At 67.6% G+C, this 21,529-nt stretch carries 21 protein-coding genes (1 of these 21 running past the window's edge); 14 read left to right on the top strand and 7 right to left on the bottom strand.

The features are described from left to right. Positions 1 to 88: 88 nt before the first annotated feature. The 3 genes from C3E99_RS14105 to C3E99_RS14095 all read left to right on the top strand — a co-directional run bounded on the left by C3E99_RS14105 (position 89) and on the right by C3E99_RS14095 (position 4,012). Entirely contained in the window at positions 89 to 457 is a 369-nt protein-coding gene (locus tag C3E99_RS14105; RefSeq protein ID WP_076077028.1) for a VOC family protein, read from the top strand. Positions 458 to 1,068: 611 nt separating this feature from the next. Beyond that, positions 1,069 to 2,664 (top strand): helicase HerA-like domain-containing protein, encoded by a 1,596-nt coding sequence (locus C3E99_RS14100; RefSeq protein ID WP_076077026.1) that lies wholly within the window; start codon positions 1,069 to 1,071, stop codon positions 2,662 to 2,664. 61 nt (positions 2,665 to 2,725) lie between these two features. After that, positions 2,726 to 4,012: a cytochrome P450 gene (locus C3E99_RS14095; protein ID WP_076077025.1), complete on the top strand. Its 1,287-nt coding sequence runs from the start codon at positions 2,726 to 2,728 to the stop codon at positions 4,010 to 4,012. A gap of 154 nt (positions 4,013 to 4,166) precedes the next feature. On the opposite strand, the gene C3E99_RS14090 is transcribed toward C3E99_RS14095, so the two are convergent. Together C3E99_RS14090 and queF are read right to left on the bottom strand one after the other, a co-directional pair. Further along, positions 4,167 to 4,577 (bottom strand): acyl-CoA thioesterase, encoded by a 411-nt coding sequence (locus C3E99_RS14090; protein ID WP_076077023.1) that lies wholly within the window; start codon positions 4,575 to 4,577, stop codon positions 4,167 to 4,169. A gap of 69 nt (positions 4,578 to 4,646) precedes the next feature. Then, positions 4,647 to 5,117, bottom strand: a complete 471-nt coding sequence (gene queF / locus C3E99_RS14085; protein WP_067110738.1) for a preQ(1) synthase — start codon at positions 5,115 to 5,117, stop codon at positions 4,647 to 4,649. A gap of 180 nt (positions 5,118 to 5,297) precedes the next feature. Here queF and C3E99_RS14080 point away from each other — a divergent pair, with 180 nt between their 5' ends. The 4 genes from C3E99_RS14080 to C3E99_RS14065 all read left to right on the top strand — a co-directional run bounded on the left by C3E99_RS14080 (position 5,298) and on the right by C3E99_RS14065 (position 9,946). Beyond that, positions 5,298 to 6,632: a hypothetical protein gene (locus tag C3E99_RS14080; RefSeq protein WP_158682317.1), complete on the top strand. Its 1,335-nt coding sequence runs from the start codon at positions 5,298 to 5,300 to the stop codon at positions 6,630 to 6,632. Positions 6,633 to 6,809: 177 nt separating this feature from the next. Continuing rightward, positions 6,810 to 7,652, top strand: coding sequence for a 3-mercaptopyruvate sulfurtransferase (sseA, locus tag C3E99_RS14075; protein ID WP_067110746.1), 843 nt, complete (start codon positions 6,810 to 6,812; stop codon positions 7,650 to 7,652). A 171-nt stretch (positions 7,653 to 7,823) separates the two neighbouring features. Further along, a complete protein-coding gene (gene metC, locus C3E99_RS14070) occupies positions 7,824 to 9,029 on the top strand; it encodes a cystathionine beta-lyase (protein WP_076077020.1) in 1,206 nt (401 codons plus the stop codon). Further along, positions 9,026 to 9,946 (top strand): mechanosensitive ion channel family protein, encoded by a 921-nt coding sequence (locus tag C3E99_RS14065; protein ID WP_076077018.1) that lies wholly within the window; start codon positions 9,026 to 9,028, stop codon positions 9,944 to 9,946. The genes metC and C3E99_RS14065 overlap by 4 nt, the downstream gene beginning before the upstream one ends. 20 nt (positions 9,947 to 9,966) lie before the next feature. Here the strand turns inward: C3E99_RS14065 and ppa are convergent, their stop codons facing one another. After that, entirely contained in the window at positions 9,967 to 10,503 is a 537-nt protein-coding gene (ppa, locus tag C3E99_RS14060) for an inorganic diphosphatase (RefSeq protein ID WP_067110754.1), read from the bottom strand. A gap of 105 nt (positions 10,504 to 10,608) precedes the next feature. Continuing rightward, positions 10,609 to 12,546, bottom strand: a complete 1,938-nt coding sequence (locus C3E99_RS14055; RefSeq protein WP_076078159.1) for a M61 family metallopeptidase — start codon at positions 12,544 to 12,546, stop codon at positions 10,609 to 10,611. Between the two features lie 94 nt (positions 12,547 to 12,640). Here C3E99_RS14055 and hisS point away from each other — a divergent pair, with 94 nt between their 5' ends. From hisS to C3E99_RS14025, 6 genes are all read left to right on the top strand, one after another. After that, positions 12,641 to 13,894 (top strand): histidine--tRNA ligase, encoded by a 1,254-nt coding sequence (gene hisS, locus C3E99_RS14050; protein WP_067110757.1) that lies wholly within the window; start codon positions 12,641 to 12,643, stop codon positions 13,892 to 13,894. After that, positions 13,894 to 14,961, top strand: coding sequence for a peptide chain release factor 1 (gene prfA, locus C3E99_RS14045; protein ID WP_076077017.1), 1,068 nt, complete (start codon positions 13,894 to 13,896; stop codon positions 14,959 to 14,961). Before hisS ends, prfA begins: the two co-directional genes overlap by 1 nt. Before the next feature lie 117 nt (positions 14,962 to 15,078). Continuing rightward, complete coding sequence (gene prmC, locus C3E99_RS14040) at positions 15,079 to 15,906, top strand: peptide chain release factor N(5)-glutamine methyltransferase (RefSeq protein ID WP_076077015.1); 828 nt, start codon at positions 15,079 to 15,081, stop codon at positions 15,904 to 15,906. Between the two features lie 257 nt (positions 15,907 to 16,163). Beyond that, positions 16,164 to 16,952, top strand: coding sequence for a DUF4167 domain-containing protein (locus tag C3E99_RS14035; RefSeq protein ID WP_076077013.1), 789 nt, complete (start codon positions 16,164 to 16,166; stop codon positions 16,950 to 16,952). Between the two features lie 75 nt (positions 16,953 to 17,027). Further along, complete coding sequence (locus C3E99_RS14030) at positions 17,028 to 18,446, top strand: DUF4139 domain-containing protein (protein ID WP_076077010.1); 1,419 nt, start codon at positions 17,028 to 17,030, stop codon at positions 18,444 to 18,446. Between the two features lie 74 nt (positions 18,447 to 18,520). Then, entirely contained in the window at positions 18,521 to 20,011 is a 1,491-nt protein-coding gene (locus C3E99_RS14025) for a DUF4139 domain-containing protein (RefSeq protein WP_234002486.1), read from the top strand. 3 nt (positions 20,012 to 20,014) lie between these two features. Here the strand turns inward: C3E99_RS14025 and C3E99_RS14020 are convergent, their stop codons facing one another. Then, on the bottom strand, positions 20,015 to 20,392 hold the full coding sequence (locus C3E99_RS14020) for an acyl-CoA thioesterase (RefSeq protein WP_076077007.1): 378 nt from the start codon (positions 20,390 to 20,392) through the stop codon (positions 20,015 to 20,017). After that, positions 20,382 to 20,690, bottom strand: a complete 309-nt coding sequence (locus C3E99_RS14015; protein ID WP_076077006.1) for a hypothetical protein — start codon at positions 20,688 to 20,690, stop codon at positions 20,382 to 20,384. Before C3E99_RS14015 ends, C3E99_RS14020 begins: the two co-directional genes overlap by 11 nt. A 127-nt stretch (positions 20,691 to 20,817) precedes the next feature. Here C3E99_RS14015 and C3E99_RS14010 point away from each other — a divergent pair, with 127 nt between their 5' ends. Next, positions 20,818 to 21,243 (top strand): CBS domain-containing protein, encoded by a 426-nt coding sequence (locus tag C3E99_RS14010; protein WP_067110775.1) that lies wholly within the window; start codon positions 20,818 to 20,820, stop codon positions 21,241 to 21,243. A 15-nt stretch (positions 21,244 to 21,258) separates the two neighbouring features. Here C3E99_RS14010 and C3E99_RS14005 read toward each other — a convergent pair whose 3' ends face one another. After that, positions 21,259 to 21,529: the 3' end of a lipopolysaccharide biosynthesis protein gene (locus tag C3E99_RS14005; protein WP_082737352.1), read on the bottom strand. The gene runs 1,253 nt beyond the window's last position; 271 of the gene's 1,524 nt are visible here — the last part of the coding sequence; its start codon lies off the right edge, out of view; the stop codon is at positions 21,259 to 21,261.

The following is a 21,529-nucleotide window of genomic DNA, read 5'->3' as shown; positions in this document are numbered from 1 at the left end:
GATCCTCGGATCCGGCGCCCTTTTTCTTTGCGCTCGCTACGCAATGTTCCTATTATGTTCTCATAATCACGAATCGGGAGATGACAAGATGATCGGATATGTGACGCTGGGCACGAACGACTTGGCGAGGGCCGCGACCTTTTACGATGCGATCGCGGCCGAACTCGGCGTGTCGCGGATGATGGAGTTCGACAATTTCATCGCGTGGGGCAAGGAAGGCGGCGGCGCCGGGATCGGCCTGACCCGGCCTTTCGACGGCAACCCCGCGACCGTCGGCAACGGCGTGATGGTCGCGCTGGAGGCGCGCGACGAGGAGCAGGTCCAGCGCCTCCACGCCATCGCGCTCGCCAACGGCGGCACCTGCGAAGGCCCGCCCGGACCGCGCGGCGAAGGCTTCTACGCCGGCTATTTCCGCGACCCTGACGGGAACAAGCTCAACGCCTTCATTATGGGGTGAGGAACGTCCGGGGCGGGGGTGGATTCCGGACATTTCCTGTTCTCATCGTCCCCGCTTTCTTTTCCGTCATCCTCGCCTCTATCTTCGTCATTCCCGCGAAAGCGGGGGTCCAGCGCGCGCGTCGGCTGGCCTTCCCCTGGGTTCCCGCTTTCGCGGGAACGACGAAGTGAAAATGAGGGCGGCCCTCAGCCGATAATCCGTCGGTTCCGCGCCGCCCGAAATCGCTTTCCTATTATGCGCGGCCATGATCTGTCCTTTCGGATGCCATATCGCGCATGACGATCTTCGACGGCCGCCCGATCCGTGCCTTTCCACGGCTGTTTGAAGCGCCGTGCCTTGAATGCACCATCTCAATCCGGTGGGTCGGATAAAGGCTCGATGTTCCAAAGCCACAAAAGCCACAATCCGGGGGTCGTGATGCGGGGCTTTTGTGGCTCTAAGCACCCCCAGCCCGCGCCGCGCTTTTGCGATTTGCGCTTGAAGTTGCGCGGTTTCCTGCGCCTTTTGCCTCGGCGTTCGAATCGAGCCCGAACCGCCGACAGGTTTGCCGATTGCCTGATTTCCGCCTCCGCTCTAGACCCGGCAGGGTGTCCAATGGGAAGGAAGAGACAGTGAGCGACGGCAGCGAAGCGACCGAAATCTATATCGGCCTCGGCGGCGGCGGGGCGCCCGACGGGCCGCGCCAGTCGCTCGTGCTCAAGCGCGCCAACCGCCACGGGCTGATCGCCGGCGCGACCGGCACCGGCAAGACGGTAACGCTGCAGGGGCTCGCCGAAAGTTTCTCCGCCGTCGGCGTGCCCGTCTTCGTTGCCGACGTGAAGGGCGACCTGTCGGGCATGGCGATGGCGGGCAGCCCTACCGCCAAGACGCACGAACCCTTCGCCAAGCGCGCGGCGGAGATCGGCGACAGCGGCTGGGCCTATCGCGACAATCCGGTGATCTTCTGGGACCTGTTCGGCGAGCAGGGACATCCGGTGCGCACCACCGTGTCCGAAATGGGGCCGCTGCTGCTCGCACGGCTGATGGGGCTCAACGAGGTGCAGGAGGGGGTGCTGACGATCGCCTTCCGCGTCGCCGACGAACAGAATCTGCTGCTGCTCGACATGGGCGACCTGCAGGCGATGCTCGCTTGGTGCGCGCAGAATGCCGACGAGCTGACGACGAAATACGGCAATGTGTCGAAGGCGACGGTCGGGACGATCCAGCGCCAGTTGCTGACGCTCGAAAGCCAGGGCGGCAATCATTTCTTCGGCGAGCCCGCGCTCGACATTCAGGACATGATCCGCACCGACGATCAGGGGCGCGGTTATGTCAGCATCCTCGCCGCCGACAAGCTGATGGCGAGCCCGAAGCTCTATGCGACCTTCCTGCTCTGGCTGCTGTCGGAGATGTTCGAGACGCTGCCCGAGGTCGGCGACCCCGACAAGCCGACGCTGATCTTCTTCTTCGACGAGGCGCACCTGCTGTTCGACGACGCGCCCAAGGCGCTCGTCGACAAGATCGAGCAGGTCGTGCGCCTGATCCGCTCGAAGGGCGTCGGCGTCTATTTCGTCACTCAGAACCCGATCGACGTGCCCGAAGCGGTCGCGGGCCAGCTCGGCAACCGCGTCCAGCACGCGCTGCGCGCCTTCACCCCGCGCGATCAGAAAGCGGTGAAGGCTGCCGCCGACACATTCCGCCCCAACCCCAAGGTCGACGTCGCGCGCGAGATCACTGAGCTCAAGGTCGGCGAGGCGCTGGTGTCGCTGCTGATGGCCGACGGCGCGCCGTCGCCGGTCGAGCGCACGCTGATCAAGCCGCCCTGCTCGCGCGCCGGCCCGCTCGAGGTCAAGGAGCGCGCGATCATCCAGTCGATCTCCCCGGTCGCGGGCAAGTATGACGAAGCGGTGAATCGCGAGAGCGCCGAGGAACTGCTCGCCGCCAAGGCCGAACAGGCGCAGGCCGCCGCGATCGAGGCGAAGGCGCAGGCTGAGGCCGACAAGCAGGCGGCGCTCGCCGCGAAGGAGGAGGCGAAGCGCAAGGCGGCCGAGGAGCGCGAACGGCTGCGGCTGGAGAAGGCGGCGGCGCGCGAGGCGGCGAAACCCAGCTTCACGGAAAAGATGGTGCAATCGGCCGCGCGCTCCGCCGCGACCAGCCTTGGCCGTCAGGTCGCGGGCAAGTTCGGCGGGCAACTGATGCGCGGGATTCTGGGCGGGCTGTTCAAGTAGAGCAGGCCCGCCGCTTCCATCCCTCTCGACACCGCCCGCGACATGAGGCAGCTTGGGTTTCATGACAAAACCCATATTGCCTGGAGAGGTAGCCGCCGCCGTCGTCGATCCCGTCGCTTATGGCGAATGGGACGGGCTGCATCAGCAACTGGCGTGGGCGCGGGCCCATGCGCCGCTCGCGGTCGCGGAAAACCCCGATCACGATCCCTTCTGGCTGGTGACGCGCCACGCCGACATCATGGCGATCAGCCGCGATCCGCAGCGTTTCGCAAACGGCGTCCGCCAGACGGTGCTGACCAACCGCGAGGGCGAGGCGCTGGCGCGCGCGGCGACGCCCGGCAATGACGGCCATCTCATCCGCTCGCTGGTGCAGATGGACGCCCCCGACCATATGAAATATCGCCTGCTGACGCAGGCCTGGTTCGCACCCAAGAATCTGCGCATCGTCGAGGACCGCGTCCGCAAGCTGGCGCGCGAGGCGGTCGATCATATGCTGTCCTTCGACGGGGAATGCGATTTCGCACGCGACGTCGCGGCGCATTATCCGCTGCGCGTCATCATGGACATATTGGGCGTGCCGCCACAGGACGAACCGCGGATGCTGATGCTGACGCAGCAATTGTTCGGATCGACCGACCCCGACCTCAATCGCAACCGCGAGGCGATTACCAGCGCCGAACAGGCGATCGCGATGCTCCATTATGTGATCGCCGATTTCGAGACCTATTTCCGCGAACTGACCGCCGACCGCCGCGCCAGCCCGCGCGAGGACATCGCGACGGTGATCGCCAATGCGACGATCGACGACGGGCCGATCCCCGACCGCGAACTGGCGGGCTATTATATGATCGTCGCGACCGCGGGACACGACACCACCAGCGCCTCGACAGCCGGGGCGATGATGGAACTGGCGAAGAATCCGGCGCTGTTCGAACGCTTCCGCGACGCGGAAACGGAGAAGGCCGGGCTGATCGAGGAGGCGATCCGCTGGACGACGCCCGTGCAGCATTTCATGCGCAGCGCGAAAGCGGATGTCGAGGTCGGCGGGCAGACGATCCGCGAAGGCGACTGGCTGATGCTCAACTATGTCTCCGCCAACCGCGACGAGGCGGTGTTCGACGACCCGTTCACTTTCGATCCCGACCGCCGCAAGAACCAGCAGATCGCCTTCGGCTTCGGCGCGCATGTCTGTCTGGGCCAATATCTCGCGCGGATGGAGATGCGCATCCTGATGGAGGAACTGCTGCCGCGGCTGAAGAAAATCGAACTCGCGGGCGAACCGGCGCGCGTCGAATCGGTGTTCGTCGGCGGCCTGAAGCGCCTGCCGATCCGGTTCGAGGCGGCGTGAACGGTAAGGGAGGCCAGATCAAGCTCCATGGCTCGTCACCCTGAACTTGTTTCAGGGCCCATGGCCGAACCTGTCCTGTGATGCTGCGTCGAATGAGAGGTTTGGGCCATGGATGCTGAAACGAGTTCAGCATGACGGAGATTGGAAGGGCAGCTTAGCTTTTTTCGCCCGGGAAGAAGCGCGCCACCACCTCGCTCGCCAGCCGCGCCGGGCGGAGTGTTTCGGCGTCGATGCAGCACCAGCTCGACTTGACTTCGGCCAGCACCTCTTCGCCGCGCCGGATGACCGTTTCGTAGAAGGCACGCGCGCCCTGAACCTTTTCGAGGATCACCGTCGCGATCACCCGGTCGTCGAGGAAGGCGGGGCGGCGATAGGTGATCTCGTGCTTCAGCGCGACCCACAGATGCTGCGACACCGCCTCGGGCGGCGCGATCTTGCGCCAGTGGGCAAGCACCGCTTCCTGCACCCAGCTCAGATAATGGGCATTGTTGACGTGCCCCATGAAGTCGATGGCGTCGGGGCCGACGGTGATGTCGTGGTCGTGGGGGCGGGCGGTGGCGGTCATGCGCTGACAATAATGTAAGGGTCGTGTAACGGGAAGATGAAATCCCACCTTTTTTGTTGAAATATCGGGTCAGCCCCGCCCGCGATAGGGGGCGACACCCTGATCGGGGAGCCACAGCCCCTCGGGCGGCGGTCCCGATTGCCAGAAGACGTCGATCGGGATGCCGCCGCGGGGATACCAATAGCCGCCGATGCGCAGCCAGCGCGGGCGCATCTCGTCGAACAGGCGACGCCCGATGCCGACGGTGCAATCCTCGTGGAAGCCGGCATGGTTGCGGAAGCTGGCGAGAAACAGCTTGAGGCTCTTCGATTCGACGATCGTCTCGCCCGGCGCATAGTCGATGACCAGATGCGCGAAATCGGGCTGGCCGGTGACCGGGCAGAGCGAGGTGAATTCGGGCGCCGCGAAGCGCACCAGATAGAGTTCGCCGCTGCGTGGATTGGGGACGTAGTCGAGCACCGCCGCCTCCGGCGCGGCGGGCAGTTGGCTGGGCTGGCCGAGATGTTTGGGGGCGAGCGGGGGATGGCTGGAATCGGTCATGGCTTTCGTCTAGAGCCTCATCGCCCCGCGCGGAAGCGCTTTGCGGACCGCCGGCCCCATCGGCTCGCGATCGACCGGGCCGCATCGAGGGGCAGGGAACGATATTCGAGTGTCACGGACGGTTTGGCGATGACGGGCAGCAGGTTGGATCGGCGACGCAAGGCAGCAGCGCTGCCATTGATGGCACTCGCCCTGGGGCTGGGCGGGCCCGCCCCGGCCGCGGCGCAGCAGGCCGAGACGCCCGAGCCCGCGCCGTCGCAGACTCCGTCGTCACCCGCTCCGTCGGGACCGTCGGTCGATTTCCGTCTGCCGCCTGCCGACGATGGCCGCGCGGCCGGGGTGCAGGGGCCGTCGAACAATGGCCTGCCGCCGATCGCCCCCGGCGAGCGCGTCACACCCGCGCCTACGCCCTCCCCGGCACCCCGTCCAACACCGCCGCGGGTGGCACCGACGCTGCCCGCAACCGGCGGCACGACCGCATCCGAAACCCCGCGCCGCACCGCGCCTGCGGGGCCGCGCGCGGCTGAGGTATCGCCGCGCGCCGCATCGCCTGCACCGACCGGCGGCGAAGCTCCCGTGCCGGTGCTCGTCGCACCGACCGGCGACGCATCGACATTGCCCGCCGGGCCGGAACCGTCGGCATCCACGCCCGCCCCGGAGGCGCCCAGTCCGGTGGCCGATGATGTGGCGCCGCCTGCGTCCTCTTCCGCTCCCGCGCCGGACACGCCGCTCTGGGCCTGGCTGCTGGCAGCACTGGCCGCGCTGGCTGCCGGTATCTGGTATTGGCGCCGTCGTCCGCTTCCAGAGGGCGCAGCGCCTTTCGAGGCGCCGGAAACCCCGGCGCCGTCGCCGACCGCTCCGCAGACCCCGGCGCCCTTGCCGACACCGCCGCCGGCACCTGCGCCTTCGCCGCCCGTTCCGGCGACGCCCGACGTGGTTCCTCCGGCGCCCGCCGCGCCGCGCTCGCCGACGCCGCTCGTCACCCGGCCCGCGGCCGAGCGGCGGCCGGTGATCGGCATGACGCTGGAGATTCACTCGATTCGCGCCGCGCCCGACCAGATTCTTTTCGGCTTTTCGCTGAACCTGACGAACCAGGGATCGGTCGATGCCGTCGGGTTGATGGTCCGCATCGCGCTCAATCAGGGATCGGCGATGACCGAGCCGGTTCTCGCGCGCTTCTTCGACGGCGCTGGCGGCAGTGTGCTGCGCGATGACATGGCGCTGGCGCCGGGCGCGGGCGAGCGTCTCGATGGTGAGGTCGTGCTGCCGCGCGCGACGATCGAGCCGCTGCCGATGGGAGGCAAGCCGATGCTCGTCCCGGTGGTCGCCTTCGACGTTACCTATCATTGGGACGGGGCGGGCGACGGGTTCGGCCAGGTCGCGGGCAGCTTCGTGATCGGCCGCGAGACGGGGCCGAAGGAAAGCGACCGTCTTGCGCCGCTTCCGCTCGACCGCGCGACCTATGTCGTCAGCCAGCCGGGCGCCCGCGCCACCGCGATGCGGCGGAGCCTGTAGACATCATTTTTGTTGCGGCGCAGCATCGTCTGGGGCAGAGCGGCAGCGCGCTTGAAAAAGGGCAAGCGGGGGCATAGGCTGGCGACTTCCCCGGAAAGACAAGAGCCATAGCAGGATGGCCGGCGGGCGGGGCAGGACAACGCAGGTTCCACCGTCGGGTCGTAACAGGAGCATGACATGGACGCCTTGGTGTCAACCGACTGGCTGGAACGCGAACTGGGGGCATCGGACCTGCGGGTCGTCGATGCGACGAAATTCATGGTGGGGACCGACCGCGACGCGCGCGCGGAATATGAGGCGGGTCACATCCCCGGCGCGGTCTTCATGGACCTGACAGAGTTGGCCGATTCGCACAGCGATGTCGAGAATATGGCGCCGCCGCCCGAGAAGTTCGCGAGCCGGATGCAGTCGCTCGGCCTCGGCGACGGCAGCCGCATCGTGCTTTATGACGACAGCCCGCTGAAAAGCGCGGCGCGCGCCTGGTGGCTGCTCAAGCTGTTCGGCGCGCACGACGTCGCGCTCCTCGACGGCGGGCTCGCCAAGTGGAAGGCCGAAGGGCGCCCGCTCGAAATGGGCAAGCAGACGCTGCGCCACCGCCACTTCACGGTGTGGCGCGATGCGAAGGCGGTGCGCAGCAAGGACCAGATGCTCGCGAACGTCGACAGCGGCGCCGAACAGGTCGTCGACGCGCGCCCCGCGGCGCGCTTCACCGGCGAAGAGCGCGATCCGCGCCCCGGCATGGCGCCGGGCCACATCCCGGGCTCGCGCAGCCTGCCGCACAGCCAGCTTTTCAACGCCGACGGCACCTGGAAGCAGGGCGACGAACTGAAGGCGGCCTTCGACGCCGCGGGAATCGATCTCGACAAGCCGCTCGTCACGACCTGCGGCAGCGGCATGACCGCGACCGTCGTCGCCTTCGGCGCGCACCTGCTCGGCAAGGAGGATGTCGCGGTCTATGACGGAAGCTGGACCGAATGGGGCGCCGACCCGGCAACCCCGAAGGCGACCGGCGCGGCCTGAGGCCGCGCCATTTTGACTCACACGAAGACACGAAGAGGGCAGTTCATGCGCGCATGGTTCGCGCGTGGGCTGCCCTCTTCGTGTCTTCGTTTGAGAATTTGAAAGCCCGCCGCGCGGGTCGGAAGGTGCCGACTACTGGATTTTGCGCCCCGCTCGGTTAACAAGGCGCGGATGAGCAAGAGCGACGACAGCAATCTCCGCCCCGCGACGAAACTGGCGCAGGGCGGGCGGCGGCCCGAATGGACCGGCGACCCGCGGCTCGGCGGCGGGGTCGTCAATCCGCCGGTCTGGCGCGCCTCGACGATCCTCTACGATTCGGTTGCCGATCTCCGCGCGCGGGGCCATGCGACGCACGACAAGCTCTATTACGGCCGGCGGGGGACGCCGACCGTCTGGGCGCTCGCCGACGCGCTGACCGACCTCGAGCGGGGGGCCGAGGGGACCTTGCTCTATCCGTCGGGCGTCGCGGCGATCACCGCCGGGCTGCTCGCGCTGCTCGCGCCCGGCGATCACCTGCTGATGGTCGACAGCGCCTATGAACCGACGCGGCTGTTCTGCGACGATATGCTGAAGCGCTATGGCGTGCGCACGACCTATTATGATCCGCTGATCGGCAAGGACATCGCCGCGCTGATCGAGCCCGCGACGAAGCTGATCTTCCTCGAATCGCCCGGCAGCCTGACCTTCGAGGTGCAGGACGTGCCCGCGATCACGGCCGTCGCGCGCGAGCGCGGCGTCGTGACGATGCTCGACAACACTTGGGCGACGCCGCTGCTGTTCCCGGCGCTGGCGCACGGCGTCGACGTGACGATGATGAGCCTCACCAAATATGTCGGCGGCCATTCGGATGCGATGATGGGCTCGCTTACCGCGACGCCCACGCTGTGGCCGCGGCTGCGCAAGGCGACCTATCAGCTCGGCCATTCGGTTTCGCCCGACGATTGCGCCCTGATGCTGCGTGGCCTGCGGACGCTCGACGTGCGGCTGGCGCGGCATGCGGAGAACGGCCTCGCCGTCGCGCGCTGGCTGGCCGAGCGGCCGGAAGTCGGGCGAGTGCTCCACCCCGCGCTGCCCGGCGATCCGGGCCATGCGCTGTGGGCGCGCGACTTTTCGGGGACGAGCGGGCTGTTCGGCTTCACGCTGGCGGATGCCGATGACGCGGCGCGCGCGCGCTTCGTCGATGCGCTGGCGTGCTTCGGGATCGGCTTCAGCTGGGGCGGCTACGAAAGCCTGATCGTGCCGAGCGATCCGGCGGGCATTCGCACCGCGACGACGTGGACCGACCGCGATGCGCTGGTGCGCCTGTCGATCGGACTCGAGGACCCGGCCGACCTGATCGCCGACCTCGAACGCGGCCTTGCGGCGCTCGCGGCATGAGCGTCGCGGCGAGCGCCCGGCACGGCGTCGCGGAGGTGATCGCGGCGATGAAGGCGATCGGGCTCGACATCGGCGACTATCGCCTGTCGCTCTATTCGCTGTTCGCGGCGCTGGTCGTCGCGGTGCTGCTCTATGTCGCGGTGCGCGTCGTGCTGCGCGCGATCAAGTGGGTCCTGCGCCGCAACCGGCAGATCGACGACACGCAGCGCATCCTCGCCGAAAAGCTGATCGCGATCGCGCTGTTCACGCTGGCGCTGCTGTTCGGGGTCGATCTGCTCGGCATCGACCTGACCGCGCTGGCGGTCTTTTCGGGGGCGGCGGGGCTGGCGATCGGCTTCGGCCTGCAGAAGACCGTCGGCAACCTGATCGCCGGGATCATCCTGCTGATGGACCGTTCGATCAAGCCGGGCGACGTGATCGTGGTGGGGGATGCCGCCTCGATGGGCGTCGCGACGCTCGGCGGCGTGCCCAATGTCGGCTATGTCGCGAAGATCGGGGTGCGTGCGGTCAGCGTCGTGACCCGCGACGGCAAGAAGCACCTGATCCCGAACGAGCTGCTGATGACGCAGGCGGTCGAGAACTGGAGCTATTCGAGCCGCGACGTGCGCGTGCGGATGCGGGTTCCGGTTCCCTATGACTGCGACCTGCGGCTGGCGCAGCAGTTGATGGTCGAAGCGGCGCGGACCAATCCGCGCATCCTGTCCGATCCCGAACCGGTGGTGTGGATCATCGGCTTTGGCGAGCGCGCGGTCGAGCACGAGTTGCGCTATTGGATATCGGACCCCGAGGCGGGGCTGGGCAATATCCAGGGCAGCGTGTTCCTCGACATATGGGACCGGTTCGGCGAAGCGGGAATCCGCATCCCCTATCCGCGCCAGGACATCCGCTTCGTTTCGGATGGCGACGCGCCGGAATAGGGCGCGTAGCCCGCTGCGGCTCAGACGCCGGCCTGCCTGGCGCGCTCGATCCCCTCGACGATGATCCGCTTGGCTTCGTCGACGTCGCCCCAGCCGTTGAGCTTGGCCCATTTGCCGGGTTCGAGATCCTTGTAGTGGGTGAAGAAATGCTCGATCTGCTGCATGACGATCGGCGGCATCGAGCGATAGCTCGCCACTTCGGCATAATAGGGAAAGGTCGCGTTGATCGGGACGCACAGCAGCTTTTCGTCGCCGCCCTTGTCGTCTTCCATCAAAAGCACGCCGATCGGGCGGCACTTGACCACCGCGCCGGCGATGACCGAGGTGCGCGCGACGACGAGCGCGTCGAGCGGATCGCCGTCCTCGCCCAGCGTGTGCGGGATGAAACCGTAGTTGGCGGGATAGCGCATCGGTGTGTGCAGGAAGCGGTCGACGAACAGCGCGCCCGACGCCTTGTCGAATTCATATTTCACCGGCTCGCCGCCGATCGGCACCTCGATCAGCACATTCAGGCTGTCGGGCGGATTGTCGCCGGCCGGGATCAGGTCGATACGCATGGGAGAGAATATCCTTCGGTCTTTTTTGAAATGGCGCGCGCCTTTAGCGCCTGACGGCGCGCAAAGTCGAGGGGGAGCTTACTCCTCCCGCAAGCGGGAGGGAAATCAGAGCGCGCGTTTCGCCGCGAGCAGCCGGTCGAACCAGTCCGGCCCGCTGCCGGTCTTTTCGAGGTGCGGCCAGCGCAGGCCGCCATGATAGGCGATCTCGATCGTGCGATAGCGGCCGCCGCGCTCGACCAGCAGGCGCACCGGAGTCCTGCCGTCGGCGGCGGCGCGGATCGCGGCCTCGATCCGCTCGCGGCTGTAGCCGAGGCCGTCGACCGCGAGAATCTTCGTGCCGTTGACGATGTCAGCGCGAAAGGCCGCGCCGTCCCACAGGATGCCGGTGGCAACGCCGTCCTTGTCGATCACCAGGCCGAGCGAGTGGGTGAGGTCGGCGGTCTTGGCGCGCGCCATCCGCGCCCGGTCATAGGCGTTGGGGGCGTCGCGCCAGACGAGCCGGTATCCCGCCTTCTCGATGCCGCCGGTCGGCGCTGGCTGGCCGGGGGTCTGGAGGCGGGTGCGCAGAAACTCGCTCCAGTCATAGGGGTGGATGGTGTTCAGCGCCGCGACGACGTCGCCGAAATCATAGGTGACCTCGCCCCAGTCTCCGCCGCGGCCGCCAAAGAAGGCCTTTGCGAAATCGTCGAGGCTCTTCGTATCGTTCGTCGCCTGCCGGATGATCATGTCGGCTTCCAGCCAGACGAGCGAGCCTTCGTTGTAATAATCCTCGGTCCGCGTCGCGCTGGGGAAGGGGCGCGGCTTGCGGCCGGCGATCACCGGGTCGAGCGTCGTGTCCTCGACCGATCGCCACGCCCGGCCGGCCTGCGCGGCAAAGAAGGCGGCGTTGGTCGCCCATTCGCCAAGCACCGTATCCTTGCTCTGCATGCCCGAACGGCCGGCGAGTACGAGGTCCCAGAAGCTCGTCTGGCCTTCATAGACCCACAGCAGATTGCCCTGCATCGGGGTCCGGAAATCGGGCGTCCACAGCTTGGCGGGGCGGCGGTATTTGCCGTTCCAGCTGTGGGTGAATTCGTGCGGCAACAGCCCGCGCTCCGAATCATTGTCGTCCCAGCGGGTGAAATAGTCGGTGGCGCGGCTGTTCTCGCTGCTGCGATGATGTTCGAGGCCGATGCCGCCGAGCTCGTCGGTGAGCGCGAGGAGGAATTCGTAGCGGTCGAAATGCTTCGTCCCGAACAGCGCCACCGTCTCGGCGACCAGCGCCGCGTGGCGCGCGATCTGGTCGGGGGTCGCCTCCAGATATTTGGCCTCGTCGGCGACGACGTTCAGCGTGACATTCTGCCCGAGGTCCCATTTGCGGAAGAACTTGCCGGCGAACATCGGGCTGTCGACCAGCGTCTCGTAGCTGGTGGGGGCATAGCTGTAGCGGTTGCCCGAAACCTTCAGCCCGTCGAGCGCCGCGGCACCGGTCCAGCCCTCGGGCAGTATCACCTCGAGCTGCACCGGGATGTTGCGCGTGAAATAGCCGGCCGGGTAGAGGCTGACCTGTTCCCACTGGAGGTTCATCATCGCGGGCGTGACGACGATGCGGCCCTCGCTCGGCCGCGTCGGCGACAGGAAGTCGAAGGCGACGTCGATGCTCTTGGTGCCCGCCGGTATGTCGATGTCGAAGGCATAGACGTCGGTCGGCTGGCGCACCCAGGTCAGCGGCGTCCCGCCGGCGCTGGGCCGGAACCCCGCGATCTCCGCGATCGCGCCGCGCGGCGCATGCTTGCCGGGCAGCCATTGCGGATAGAGGAGGGTCAGCTTGCCGCTCTTCGCGACCGGAATCGTCTGGCGGACGCGGAAGATTCCGCGCGCGACGTCGGTCGCATCGACGCGAAGCTGCAGCGTCCCCGGATAGGCCTTGTCGGCGGGCAGCGGCACGACATGCGGCTGGACGACCGGCTGCGGGCGGCTGTTGGCCTCCTCGGCGGCGGAGGAGGAGGCGAGGGCGAAGGGAGCGGCCAGCAGGGCCGCTGCGACGAACGGTGCCATTTTCATGGTCAGCCTGTTGCCGGGAAAAGCGGCGAAGGTCCAGCGCGGGGTCTGCGAGGACCCTTTGCGTTTCGACGAAAAGCCATTAGACGCCGCGGCCATGAGCAAGGACCGCGCGAAGAAAATCCCGACGCCGCAGCCGGTGCGCGGCACCCAGGACATGCTCGGCGATTTCGCCGACCGTTTCCAGCATGTCGTCGATACCTTCGACCGCGTGCGCCGCCTCTATGGCTTCAAGCGCGTCGAGGTGCCGGTGATCGAACCGACCGCGGTGTTCGCGCGCAGCCTGGGTGAGACGACCGACGTCGTGTCGAAGGAAATGTATTCTTTCGAGGATCGCGGCGGCGAATCGATCACGCTGCGCCCCGAATTCACCGCCGGAATCGCGCGCGCCTATATCTCCAATGGCTGGCAGCAGTTCGCGCCGCTGAAGGTCGCAACGCATGGTCCGCTGTTCCGCTACGAGCGGCCGCAGAAGGGCCGCTATCGGCAGTTCCACCAGCTCGATGCCGAAGTGCTCGGCAGCGACAGCCCGCTCGCCGACGCCGAACTGCTCGTCCTCGCCGACCAGCTGCTGAAGGAACTGGGGATCGCCGAGGGGGTGACGCTGACGCTCAACACGCTCGGCGACGCGGAAAGCCGCGAGGCGTGGCGTGCGGCGCTGGTCGAGCATTTCACCGTCCATCGCGGCGAGCTGTCCGAGGACAGCCTCGCGCGGCTAGACAAGAATCCGCTGCGCATCCTCGACAGCAAGGACCCGCGCGACCGGCCCATTGCCGACAGCGCGCCCGACATCGACGCCTTTCTGACCGGGGCGGCGCAGGATTTCTTCGGCGCGGTGACCGCGGGGCTCGACGCCGCCGGGGTGGCGTGGGAGCGCAACGCGCGGCTGGTGCGCGGGCTCGACTATTATCGCCACACCGCGTTCGAATTCGTCACCGACCGGCTTGGTGCGCAGGGCACGGTGCTGGGCGGCGGACGCTATGACGGATTGATCGAGGCGCTCGGCGGGCCGCCGACCGCGGCGGTCGGCTGGGCGGCGGGTATCGAGCGACTGGCGATGCTGCTCGCGGATAATGCCGTCGACACGCGGCTCGACGCGGTGATCGCGGTCGAGGACGATGCGATGTTCGATCTCGCGATGCGCGGACTTCGCCTTCTGCGCGACAATCGGGTGTCGGCGGACATCGTCGCGACGGGTTCGCCGCGCAAGCGCTTCGACAAGGCCGCGAAGATCGGCGCCCGCGCGCTGATTTCGATCAGCCTGCGCGACGGCGCTCCCTTCACCAACGCCAAGACCGATGGCAGCGAGGCCGCCGCCCGCGCCGAAGCGCTGTTTCGTTCGATCGGGTGATGGCGAGCGTTTCGGCCAGACAGATCGACGCGATCATCGAGCGCCATGCCGCGCTCCAGGCCCGCATGGCGACGGGCGACATGACGCCCGCCGATTTCGTCGCGGCCTCGAAGGAGTTCGCGGAGCTGGAGCCCGTCGCGGCGGCGGCGCGCGAGGTGGTGCGGCTGCGCGGCGAGCTGGCGGCGCTGGATGAAATGCTCTCCGACGCCGAGATGAAGGCGATGGCCGAGGAGGAGATCGCCGCGGTCAAGGAGGCCCTGCCCGCTGCCGAGCACGACCTCGCAGTCAGGCTGCTGCCGAAGGACGTTGCCGACGAGCGCGCGGCGATGCTCGAAATCCGCGCGGGGACAGGCGGCGACGAGGCGGCGCTGTTCGCGGGGGACCTGCTCCGCATGTACGGCCGCTACGCCGACGCGCAGGGCTGGAAGGTCGAGATCATCTCGGCGAACGAGGCCGAGGTCGGCGGCTACAAGGAGGTCGTCGCGTCGGTGACGGGGCAGGGGGTGTTCGCGAAGCTCAAGTTCGAGAGCGGCGTCCACCGCGTCCAGCGCGTTCCCGTCACCGAAAGCGGCGGACGCATTCACACCAGCGCCGCGACCGTCGCGGTGCTGCCGGAGGCCGAAGAGGTCGATGTCGCGATCGACGAAAAGGACCTGAAGGTCGACATCTATCGCTCCTCCGGCGCCGGCGGGCAGCACGTCAACACGACCGATTCGGCGATCCGCATCACCCATATCCCGACCGGCCTCGTCGTGATCCAGCAGGACCAGCGCAGCCAGCACAAGAATCGCGCGAAGGCGATGCAGGTGCTGCGCGCGCGGCTCTATGACCTCGAACGTGCGCGTGCGCACAGCGCCGAGGCGTCGGCGCGCAAGTCAATGGTCGGGTCGGGCGACCGGTCCGAACGCATCCGCACTTATAATTTCCCGCAGGGGCGCGTGACCGACCACCGCATCAACCTGACGCTCCACCGCCTGCCCGAGATACTGGAGGGGCAGATGGACGAACTGATCGATGCGCTGATCGCCGAGGATCAGGCGCAGCGGCTGGCAGGGCTGGGTGATTAGCCTCGGAGCACCCCGCCTGATCCGAATCCGTTCGCATCGAGCGAAGTCGAGATGCCCCTCGGCTCGATATCGTCTCGATGAGTGTCCCGACTTCGCTCGACACGAACGGAATTCGGCGTGAGTGAGGTCGGGCTGGCTCTCCGCGCCGCTGCGACCCGCCTCGCCGCCGTGTCCGAAACCCCGCGCCTCGATGCCGAACTGCTGATGGCGCATGCGCTGGGGGTGGAGCGCGCGGCGCTGCTGCTCGATCCCTCCCGCTACGCCGTGCCGGAGGCGTTCGCGATGCTCGTCGAGCGGCGGTTGGCGCACGAACCCGTCGCCTATATCGTCGGCTATCGCGATTTCTGGACGATCCGGCTCGCGGTGGGTCCCGGTGCGCTGATCCCGCGACCCGACAGCGAGACGCTGATCGAGGCGGCGCTCGATCATTTCGGTGCGCGGTCGCCGCATCATGTCCTCGACCTCGGCACCGGGCCGGGGACGCTGCTGCTGGCGGCGCTCGCCGAATGGCCAGCGGCGACCGGACTGGGGATCGACGCGAGCGAGGCCGCGCTGACCCTTGCGCGCGCCAATGCGGAGGCCCTCGGGCTCGCGGCCCGCGCCGCCTTCCGCGTCGGCGACTGGATGGCGGGCGTGGCGGGATCGTTCGACCTCATCCTGTGCAACCCCCCCTATATCGCCGACGGCGAGGCGCTGATGCCCGACGTCGTCCGATACGAACCGGCGAGCGCGCTGTTCGCGGGGGTGGACGGGCTCGACGATTATCGCCGGATCATTCCGATGCTGCCGGACTATCTCGCCCCCGGCGGCGCGGCGGTGCTTGAAATCGGGTCCACACAGCATATGTTGGTGGCAGAACTGGCCGAAGCGGCGGGATTTGCCGTACGGTACCGCCGGGATTTGGGTGGTCGCGACCGGGCGCTTTTGCTGACCCGCGTCGGATAGCGCCCCCATACAAGAATTTTCTTGGTTTCCGCCGCAAAGCGCTGTAGGGGGCGGCTCACAGGCCCGACCGGGGTCCCTTCATCGGGCCGGCTGGTCTGCTTCCCACTTGCGATGCCGGTGCGGGACCATGGGTCCGGCGCGGGCGACAGAGGGCTAGAACCGCGCAGCGAGCGCGGGTGCGGCACGCCGATTTGGTGCCGCCGGCCAAAAGGGGTTGGCATAGCTTATTAGCTTTCGACAGGATGTCTCAGTTGAACATGAACAACCGGCAGAGCGGTCGCCGTCGCGGCCGCAACAACAACAGCAACAACCGGTCGCAGTCGGGCGGGCGCGGGGGCGTCGACCAGGCCAACCGGATCGACAGCCGGGCGCGCGGCAATGCCGTCCAGATGATCGAGAAATACAAGAATCTCGCGCGCGACGCGCAGCTTTCGGGCGACCGGGTGCAGACCGAATATTATCTGCAGTTCGCCGACCATTATTTCCGCGTCCACAGCGATTTCCGCGCCCGCCAGGAGGAAAGGGCGGCGCAGAGCGGTCAGGAGCGCAGCCCCGACCGCCATCGCGAAGTACGCGGGGTCGAGGATTTCGACGGCCATGACGAGAGCGATCTCGACAGCGACGGCGAGCGGACCGAAACCGAGCAGGACGGCGAAACGCGCGGCAACCGCGACCGCCGCGACGACGAGGATGGGCGCGGCAATCGCCAGCCGCGCGCCCGCGGCCGTCGCGAGCGCGATCAGGATCGCAGCGAAGCCGGTACCGAAACGAAGGAAGGGGGCAGCGCCGAGCGCGAGACGCCCGAGGATGCGCCCCCCGCACCGCGCACCGCCCGCCGCGGCCCGCGCCGCACGCGCGAGCGTGAGGAGGATGCGCGCGAAACAGCGGGAATCGACAGCGCCGCACTGCCACCCGCGATCGGCCGCAGCGAACGCAATGCCGATGCCCCCGCCGGGGACAGCGCCGAAGAGGCGCCGGCGCCCAAGCCGCGGCGCACGCGCCGGACACTCGCCGCGCGCGACACCGGGGTCGAAGCGGCGGAATAAGTCCGCGATTCGACGCTGGTTTTTGCCATCGACATGCCATAGCCTCCCCCGGACCACCGTTCGGGGGAGTTTTTCATGCGAGCCTTGGCAAGCCTTTGCTGTCTGACCCTGGCGCTGGGCGCCGCTTCCGCCGCGGCGCAGGACCCCGCCGCCGGCAATGCACAGGGCGACCTGTCGGTCACCATCTACAATGGCGGCCAGTCGCTGGTGCAGGACATCCGGCAAATCTCCTTTCCCGCCGGTCGGACGCGGCAGGAATTTCCCGACGTGTCGGCGCAGATCCGGCCGCAGACGGTGTCGTTCAGCGCCGCGGGCACCGCGATCGTCGAGCAGAATTTCGATTATGACCTGCTGTCGCCCAACGCGCTGATGCAGAAGGCGGTCGGCGAGACGGTGACGCTGCTGCGCATCAATCCCGCGACCGGTGCCGAGACGCGCGAGCGCGCGAAGGTGCTCGCGGTCAACGGCGGCGTCGTGCTCGAGATCGGGTCGCGCATCGAGATATTGCGCGACGACGGGCTGCCGGTGCGGGTGATCTTCGACAAGATTCCGCCGAACCTGCGCGCCAAGCCGACGCTGTCGATCACGGTCGAGAGCAAGAGCACCGGAACGCGGCCGGCGACGCTGTCCTATCTGACCGGCGGGCTCGGCTGGGCGGCCGACTATGTGTCGCTCTACGACGAGAAGGCGGGGACGATCGACGTCCAGGGCTGGGTCACGCTGACCAACACCACCGGCACCACCTTCGACCGGGCGCGCACCCTGCTCGTCGCGGGCACGCCGTCGGCGGGTAATGCGGCGAGCAGTGGCGGCGTCTATCGTCCGCGGCCCGTGGCGCCGGGCGAATTGCGCCGCGCGGGCACCGAGACCGCGCCGCGCGAACAGCTGGGCGACTATTATCTCTATCCGCTGGCCGAGCGCACGACGATCGCCAACGCGCAGACGAAGCAGGTCAGCTTCCTCGACGTGGCGAAGGTGCCGGCGCAGAAGATCTACGAATATACAGTGGCTGGCTTCAACAATATGACCGAGCCGCAGAGCACGGCGAGCGTGATCAAGTTCAGTTCGAGCGCACAAGGCGGGCTGGGCGACGCGCTGCCCGCCGGAACGGTGCGCTTCTATCAGCGCGACCTGCGTGGCGATCCGCAGTTCATCGGCGAAAGCCGGATCGGCCATACGCCGATGGGCAGCGAACTCGGCCTCAAGACCGGCGACGCCTTCGACGTCAAGGTGAAGGCGACCGTGGTGTCGCGCGAGCGACGGTCGCCGTCGATCTGGCGCTCGTCGATGTCCTATCTGCTCACCAATGCGCGACCACAGCCGGTGACGATCGACCTCGTCCAGCGTGGGCTAGACTGGTATTGGGACGACACGCGCATCATCACCGAAAGCCGGAAGAGCGAACGACTCGACAGCGACGGGACGCGATGGCGCGTGACGGTTCCTGCCAATGGCGAGACGACGATCACCGCCACCTTCGAAACGCGCTATTGATCCGCGCCGCGATGCGCCGGTCGCTTGCTTTGCTACTGCTTCTGTCCGCATCGCCCGCGGCGGCGCAGAGCGTCGTGACTTCGACCGCCCCCGATTTGGTTTCGATCAGCGCGTTCCGCGATCCCGGACGCGGCGAAGGCGGCGAGATCGACCTCGACAGCCTCGCAGGCTTCGCGCTGATCTCCGAACAGCGCACGATCGACCTGCCGGCGGGCGAATCGCTGCTGCGCTTCGAGGGCGTGGCCGAAGGGATGGTCGCGGTATCGGCGATCGTCACAGGCCTGCCCGGCGGGGTGGTGCAGAAGAATCGCGATGCGGCGCTGCTGTCGCCCGCTAGCCTGCTCGACGGATCGCTCGGCAATCGCGTCCACCTCCGCCGCACCGATCGCGCGACGGGCAAGGTCACCGAAGAGAATGCCTTCATCCGCTCGGGTCCCGACGGCGCCGTCGTGCTGCGAACCGCCGCCGGCTATGAGGCGCTGCGCTGTTCGGGCCTTCCCGAAATGCTCCTTTACGACAGGGTGCCGAAGGGGCTGACCGCAAAGCCGACGCTGTCAGTGACGACGCGCAGTCCGGCCGCGCAGCGCGTGACGGTAACGCTCACCTATTTGTCGACGGGCTTCGACTGGGCGAGCAATTATGTCGCGCGCGTCGCGGGCGACGGGAAGACGCTCGATCTCTTCGCCTGGTTGACCGTCGCCAACAGCAATGGCGAGAGCTTTGCCGATGCCGATCTGTCGGCGCTTGCGGGGACGCTGAATGTCGAGCAGGATTTCGATGAGCTGGTCGAGGCGCCGCCGCAACCGCAGCTTCGCCTGTCCTGCTTCCCGACCGGCAGCGGGCGCAACGGCATCCGGCCTCCGCCACCGCCCTCTCCGCCGCCGGCGCCCGCCGCAATGGCGGGTTACGATATCGTCGTCACCGCGCAGCGGCGCGAGGCAAGCCTGATGGATTCGCCGATGGCGATCACCGCGTTCAGCACCGCGCAGCTCGAGGATATGGGCGATCTCAAGCTTTATCGCGTGCCGATGCGGGTGACGGTCGCGGCCAATGCGCAAAAGCAGGTCGCGCTGCTGGTGAAGGACAAGGTGCCGTTCCGCACCATCCATCGCCTGCGGACCTGTCCGACCTGCGAACCGAAAAACGAAGGTACCCAGATCGTGCTGCGGATGGAGAACAAGGAGGCGGGCAAGCTCGGCGTGCCCTTGCCGAGCGGACAGGTCGCGGTGTTCGAATCGGCGCTCGGCGAGGAACTGCTCGCGGGCGAGGGCGCGATGCGCGACCATGCGGTTGGCGAGACGGTCAACCTCGTCATCGGCGAAAGTCGCCAGGTCCTCGTCACCGCCGACAATCATCATGCGCCGGGCAAGCAGGGCGAAGATTATCGCGTGACCGTGACCAACGCGAACCCCTTTGCGGTCGTCCTCGAACTCGGGTTCGCCATCGACGACATGAAAGTGGTCGATTCGCGGCTCCGCAAACTGCCGCGTAAGGATGGTCTGCCCACCTGGATCGTCACCGTGCCGGCCAACGACAGCCGGACGCTCGATTATCGCGCTAAATAAGGTCTAGACCGGTGGCAGCGGGCGCGGGCGGTGATCCGCGTCGAGCGCGACGAAGGTGAACAGCCCCTCGGTCACCTTCACCTCGCGCTGGTCGCGGCCGCGGGTCGCGATCACCTCGATCCGGATGCCCATCGACGTGCGGCCGCGCCGCTCGAGATGCGCATAGACGGAGATGAGGTCGCGAAGCAGGATCGGCGCGATGAATTCCATCGCCTCGATCGCGACGGTCGCGGTCGGGCCCTGCGCGATACGCGCCGCGACGATGCCGCCCGCGATGTCCATCTGCGACAGCACCCAGCCGCCGAAGATATGGCCGTTGCTGTTGATGTCGGACGGCTGGGGCACGACCCGCAGGATTGGGTCGCGCGGGCTAGCGGTCATTCTTCATGTCCGGGTCGTCGGCGAAGGGATCGTCGATCGCTTCGTCGTGCCCGCTGCCGCTCGACAGAAAGACCAGCCCCATCAGCGCCGCGCCGAGCATCACCGACAGGCCGACGCCGGCGGCGGTCGCGATCATCATGTGAATCGTCAGCGCGTCGCCCATCGTATAGCGCAGCCAGCCGAGCGCGCCGACGACGGCGACCAGCGAGACGATCGCCATGCCGCGCATCAGCCGGCGATAGCGCGCCCAGGCGACTTTCGACGTGTCGCTATCGTCGAGGGGCGAATGTTTGACCATGCCCCCCCATGAACCAACCGCGCGCCGAGGCCAAGCCCGAATGACGGCATGCGGGCCTCTGGCGTTTCGGCTTTGGCGCGAATCATGATAGGCTTTGCCGCGACGATATATGGTGGGAGCGGCAGGAATGACGATTGGAGCCATCCTCTACGGGCGTACGGGCGCGGTGATTTCGGCGCGGCAGGACGACAGCGTGCGCGCGGTGATCGACCTGCTGGCGCAGCATCGCATCGGCGCGGTTCCGGTGCTCGACGGCGACATGATCGTCGGCATTTTTTCCGAGCGCGACCTGGTGCGGCTGATTTCCTCCTACGGCCCCGATGCGCTCGACCGCAAGATCGACGATGTGATGACCAAGTCGCCGGTGACGTGCGATTCGGGCATGGCGGTAATCGGCGCGCTGTCACAGATGACGCAGAAGCGGATTCGGCACCTGCCAGTGGTCGACGAAGGGCGACTCGTGGGATTCGTGTCGATCGGCGATCTCGTCAAATATCGCATCGACAAGATCGAGGCCGAGGCGGCCGCGATGCGCGACTATATCGCGTCCTGATCGCCGCGGCGGCGGTCACGGCGACTCGGGCGCCGACCGCCGCAACGCAACCCTTTGCACCTCGGCGAGCGCCTCGCGCGCGAACAACCACAGCAGCCCGCCATAGAGCAGCACGCCCAGCGCGACGAGCAGCGCGAGCCGGACCGGCGCGGCAAGCGCGAACGGCGCGAGCGCTTCGCCGGCGAGGGCGACTCCGACCGCCATCAGCAGCGCGGGGGCGAGGCCGGGCAGCATCGCACGCGCGACATCGCCCAGCGACACGCCGATCAGCGGTCCCGACAGGCGC

The organism is Sphingopyxis sp. MG (assembly GCF_002953155.1).
Classification (GTDB): domain Bacteria; phylum Pseudomonadota; class Alphaproteobacteria; order Sphingomonadales; family Sphingomonadaceae; genus Sphingopyxis; species Sphingopyxis granuli.
Note: the sequence above shows the minus strand (reverse complement) of the source record. Positions and strands in the feature narration are given on the sequence as shown.

Bases quoted from the DNA above. Each gene is read 5' to 3' on its own strand.
- C3E99_RS14105 (WP_076077028.1), top strand. From the start codon at position 89: ATGATCGGATATGTGACGCTGGGCACGAACGACTTGGCGAGGGCCGCG.
- C3E99_RS14095 (WP_076077025.1), top strand. From the start codon at position 2,726: ATGACAAAACCCATATTGCCTGGAGAGGTAGCCGCCGCCGTCGTCGAT.
- C3E99_RS14090 (WP_076077023.1), bottom strand. From the start codon at position 4,577: ATGACCGCCACCGCCCGCCCCCACGACCACGACATCACCGTCGGCCCC.
- queF (WP_067110738.1), bottom strand. From the start codon at position 5,117: ATGACCGATTCCAGCCATCCCCCGCTCGCCCCCAAACATCTCGGCCAG.
- C3E99_RS14080 (WP_158682317.1), top strand. From the start codon at position 5,298: ATGGCACTCGCCCTGGGGCTGGGCGGGCCCGCCCCGGCCGCGGCGCAG.
- sseA (WP_067110746.1), top strand. From the start codon at position 6,810: ATGGACGCCTTGGTGTCAACCGACTGGCTGGAACGCGAACTGGGGGCA.
- metC (WP_076077020.1), top strand. From the start codon at position 7,824: ATGAGCAAGAGCGACGACAGCAATCTCCGCCCCGCGACGAAACTGGCG.
- C3E99_RS14065 (WP_076077018.1), top strand. From the start codon at position 9,026: ATGAGCGTCGCGGCGAGCGCCCGGCACGGCGTCGCGGAGGTGATCGCG.
- ppa (WP_067110754.1), bottom strand. From the start codon at position 10,503: ATGCGTATCGACCTGATCCCGGCCGGCGACAATCCGCCCGACAGCCTG.
- C3E99_RS14055 (WP_076078159.1), bottom strand. From the start codon at position 12,546: ATGAAAATGGCACCGTTCGTCGCAGCGGCCCTGCTGGCCGCTCCCTTC.
- hisS (WP_067110757.1), top strand. From the start codon at position 12,641: ATGAGCAAGGACCGCGCGAAGAAAATCCCGACGCCGCAGCCGGTGCGC.
- prfA (WP_076077017.1), top strand. From the start codon at position 13,894: ATGGCGAGCGTTTCGGCCAGACAGATCGACGCGATCATCGAGCGCCAT.
- C3E99_RS14035 (WP_076077013.1), top strand. From the start codon at position 16,164: ATGAACAACCGGCAGAGCGGTCGCCGTCGCGGCCGCAACAACAACAGC.
- C3E99_RS14030 (WP_076077010.1), top strand. From the start codon at position 17,028: ATGCGAGCCTTGGCAAGCCTTTGCTGTCTGACCCTGGCGCTGGGCGCC.
- C3E99_RS14020 (WP_076077007.1), bottom strand. From the start codon at position 20,392: ATGACCGCTAGCCCGCGCGACCCAATCCTGCGGGTCGTGCCCCAGCCG.
- C3E99_RS14015 (WP_076077006.1), bottom strand. From the start codon at position 20,690: ATGGTCAAACATTCGCCCCTCGACGATAGCGACACGTCGAAAGTCGCC.
- C3E99_RS14010 (WP_067110775.1), top strand. From the start codon at position 20,818: ATGACGATTGGAGCCATCCTCTACGGGCGTACGGGCGCGGTGATTTCG.